We start from the raw sequence: 314 nt of genomic DNA, 5'->3' as shown, positions 1-314 counted from the left end.
TAACTATTTCTACTTTTGTTCCTTTAGTTAATGTTCCTAATCTTGTATAACTTGCTCCTGCACCTTTTCTAACGTTTAAGTTTTCTGTAGTTACTCCTGTTGCTATTACTTTTTCTTCTGGTTGTGGGTCTGGTGTTTGTGAATCTAATTTTACATATGTTCCTGATACATATCCATATGAATTATTGTATTTTATCTTATACCAGCCATTTGATTCTTTCTTAACTATTTCTACTTTTGTTCCTTTAGTTAATGTTCCTAATCTTGTATAACTTGCTCCTGCACCTTTTCTAACGTTTAGGTTTTCTGTAGTT

The 314-nt window shown here is 31.2% G+C and carries 1 protein-coding gene; it reads right to left on the bottom strand.

Going from position 1 to position 314, the window contains the following annotated elements:
- Nucleotides 1-314, bottom strand: a 314-nt coding sequence (locus ABCM86_RS07285) for an SH3 domain-containing protein (protein ID WP_343003761.1), incomplete at both ends; no start/stop codon positions are given.

The organism is Clostridium sp. 2218st1_F5_2218SCRN_220325 (genome assembly GCF_039062665.1).
Lineage (GTDB): Bacteria > Bacillota > Clostridia > Peptostreptococcales > Peptostreptococcaceae > Intestinibacter.
This window is presented reverse-complemented; position numbering and strand designations above follow the sequence as displayed.